4 protein-coding genes and 1 pseudogene are annotated in these 2978 nt (G+C 72.8%); all 5 read right to left on the bottom strand.

Annotation, left to right across the window (positions count from 1 at the left end):
- Positions 1-578: 578 nt before the first annotated feature.
- Complete coding sequence (rplI, locus tag AC0CYZ_RS25195) at positions 579-1031, bottom strand: 50S ribosomal protein L9 (RefSeq protein WP_472220438.1); 453 nt, start codon at positions 1029-1031, stop codon at positions 579-581.
- A 17-nt stretch (positions 1032-1048) separates the two neighbouring features.
- Positions 1049-1285, bottom strand: a complete 237-nt coding sequence (gene rpsR, locus AC0CYZ_RS25190; RefSeq protein WP_230730744.1) for a 30S ribosomal protein S18 — start codon at positions 1283-1285, stop codon at positions 1049-1051.
- A 42-nt stretch (positions 1286-1327) separates the two neighbouring features.
- Positions 1328-1870, bottom strand: a complete 543-nt coding sequence (locus AC0CYZ_RS25185) for a single-stranded DNA-binding protein (protein WP_472220436.1) — start codon at positions 1868-1870, stop codon at positions 1328-1330.
- Positions 1870-2202: a 30S ribosomal protein S6 gene (gene rpsF / locus AC0CYZ_RS25180; protein WP_312030441.1), complete on the bottom strand. Its 333-nt coding sequence runs from the start codon at positions 2200-2202 to the stop codon at positions 1870-1872. The genes AC0CYZ_RS25185 and rpsF overlap by 1 nt, the downstream gene beginning before the upstream one ends.
- 176 nt (positions 2203-2378) lie before the next feature.
- Positions 2379-2978: pseudogene (locus AC0CYZ_RS25175) on the bottom strand (hypothetical protein); the annotation flags it as partial.

Below are 2978 nucleotides of genomic sequence, written 5' to 3'. Positions count from 1 at the left end.
CTCCAGGCGCACCGTCCCATCGATCGCGACGAGCCATGGCGTGCCTACTACCACTCGCGCAATTCCTTCGCCGTCATCCGTCGCTACGGGCGTCCGAGTTGGTACGCGTGGCACGCGGCGTTCTCGCTCCGCCAGCTCCAGGCCGCCCCCGGCCGAGCGCAGCGGGTTGCCATCGCCCACGGTCTGTGGGACGGCTTGTGGGGACGGATGGGGGAGCACAGGCCGTGCGGGTGGGCGCACCTGGGGACAACCTGTTGGCAACTCGTCGTCGCCGACCATCCGCGCAGCTCAGCGGGTTGTGCACGCTGTGGACAACAAGTGGATCGGCATGTCGTCGCGCGGCCGGACCCGGCGTGTCGCGACACGGCGAGGTCGCGGGGAGACGACCGGCGGACGTCCGGCGCCGGACGGTCCGGTGACGACCCGGCGACCGCCCGCCGCCACGGGTGGGGGAGGAGGCCGGTCCCGGAACGGGACGGCCCGGCGCGCACCACACGCATCCGGACACGTGCCCCGGACACACGTCGGGCCCCGGACCGCACGCGGCGGTCCGGGGCCCGAGGTGGGAGCGGGCGGCGTCAGGCGCCCTGGACGTCCAGCGGGAGCTCGACGGCGACGTCCGGGTGGAGCCGGACGGTGACCTGGTGGTTCCCGATGGTCTTGATGTGGCCCTTGGTGTCGACCAGGCGCTTGTCGAGGTTCGGGCCGCCCGAGGACCGCACGGCGCCGACGATGTCGGCGGGCGTGACGGAGCCGAACAGCTTGCCGCCCTGGCCCGCGGACTTGGCGGTGACCGTGACGGTCCCGACCTGCGCGAGCTCCCCGGCCACCTCCTTGGCGTGGTCGAGGTCGCGGATCCGCTTGCCCTCCTGGGTGCGGCGGATCGTCTCGACCTGCTTCATCGCGCCGCGGGTGGCGACGATCGCCATCCCGCGGGGCAGCAGGAAGTTGCGGCCGTAGCCGTCCTTGACGTCGACGAGGTCGCCCGGGCCGCCGAGGTTGGCGACATCGGCGGTGAGGATGAGCTTCATCGCGTGGGTCCCCCTCCTCAGCGCGCGGTCGACGTGTAGGGCAGCAGAGCCATCTCGCGCGAGTTCTTCACGGCGACGGCGACGTCCCGCTGGTGCTGCGAGCAGTTGCCCGAGACCCGGCGGGCGCGGATCTTGCCGCGGTCCGAGATGTACTTGCGGAGGAGGTTGGTGTCCTTGTAGTCGATGATCTGGTTCTTGTCCTTGCAGAACGCGCAGACCTTCTTCTTGGGCTTGCGCACCGGCGGCTTCGCCATGGTGTCTTTCTCTCCTAGCCGAACTGGGGTGTGATCGAGGGATCAGAAGGGGGGCTCGTCGTCGTAGCCACCGGCACCGGACGACCCCGCCGCGGGCGCCGAGGCCCAGGGGTCGTCGGCCGACTGCCCGCCGCCCGAGTAGCCACCGCCTCCGCCGTAACCGCCGCCGCCTCCGCCGTTCGAGGCGCCGCCGTACCCGCCGCCTCCGCCGCCGCCGCTGCGGCTGGCCTTGGTGACCGACGCCGTGGCGTAGCGGAGCGAGGGGCCGACCTCGTCGACCTCGAGCTCGATGACGGTGCGCTTCTCACCCTCGCGGGTCTCGAACGAGCGCTGCTTGAGCCGTCCCTGGACGATGACCCGCGCGCCGCGGGTCAGGGTCTCGGCGACGTTCTCGGCCGCCTGGCGCCAGATGTTGCAGCGCAGGAACAGCGCCTCGCCGTCCTTCCACTCGCCGCTCTGGCGGTCGAAGGTGCGGGGGGTCGACGCGACGGTGAAGTTCGCGACGGCGGCGCCGGACGGCGTGAACCGTAGCTCCGGGTCGGCGGTGAGGTTGCCGACCACGGTGATGACGGTGTCGCCGGCCATCAGGCAGCGCCGGCCTTGCCCCGGCGCGTGGCGGCGGCGGGGTCACGACGCATGACCTTGGTGCGGAGCACCGACTCGTTCAGCGCGAGCTGGCGGTCCATCTCCTTGATGGTGGCCGGCTCGCAGTTCACGTCGAGGACCGCGTAGATGCCCTCGCCGTGCTTCTCGATCTCGTAGGCGAGACGCCGACGACCCCAGACGTCGACGTTCTCGACGGTCCCGCCGTCCTTGCGGATGACGTTGAGGAACGTCTCCAGCGACGGCTGCACGGTGCGCTCGTCGAGACTCGGCTCGAGGATGACGACCATTTCGTAGTGGCGCACGAGTACCACTCACCTCCCATGGACTGGCGGCCACGGACGTTCCGCGGCAGGAGGGTTCTCGGTCGGTCCAGCGTACGTGGTGTTCCGCGGACGACGACGGGCGGGCCGGGACGGGCCGTGTGGCCGGTCCCGACCCGCCCGGGTCGGACTCCTGGGTCCCGATCCCCTCGGGGGTCGGACGCGGCTCAGTGCCGCGCGGTTCCCATCAGCTCGGTCTCCTCCTGGTCCATGCGGGCGACCGGGAAGCCGACCGCGGGCGAGGAGGGCGCCGGGGTGCGGATCTCGGTGAGCGCCTCCGGCGAGAGGTCGTCGAAGTCCACCCCGGCGAAGTCCGTGCCGTCGAGATCGTCCACGAGGTCGGTGTCCTCGGTCCCCGGCGCGGGGGCGGCCGCGGCCGCCGCGGTGGCGCGGCGGAGCACCATCGCCCGGACCACGAAGGCCGCGACGCCGGCGAGGGCCAGCACGGCGAGCATGACCGGCACGCCCATGCCGTTCGACATGCCGTCGACGGGCAGCGCCTGGACCTGGCTGGCGGTGGTCACCGCGCTGGCCGGGTCGTACCCGAGGTAGGCGGGCGCACCGGCCTTGAGACCGGGGAACGCCGAGCCGAGCAGCTGGCTCGGGTCGTACGCCGGCGCGCCGGCGGCCGGCAGCCCGCTCGAGAGCGCGCTCGGGGTGGCCCCACCGAGGAAGGACGAGGGCAGCGAGTTGAACGACGGCGCCAAGGCCGGGGCGGCCGCGGCGATCGCGGTCGGCGGGAGCGCGGCGGGCGCGGCCGGGACGAC

The organism is Actinomycetospora sp. (genome assembly GCF_055612215.1).
The sequence above is the reverse complement of the archived record's forward strand: the minus strand, read 5'-3'. Positions and strand labels throughout refer to the sequence as shown.

Coding starts and splice junctions, on each gene's coding strand:
- rplI (WP_472220438.1), bottom strand. CDS start 1,031: ATGAAGCTCATCCTCACCGCCGATGTCGCCAACCTCGGCGGCCCGGGC.
- rpsR (WP_230730744.1), bottom strand. CDS start 1,285: ATGGCGAAGCCGCCGGTGCGCAAGCCCAAGAAGAAGGTCTGCGCGTTC.
- AC0CYZ_RS25185 (WP_472220436.1), bottom strand. CDS start 1,870: ATGGCCGGCGACACCGTCATCACCGTGGTCGGCAACCTCACCGCCGAC.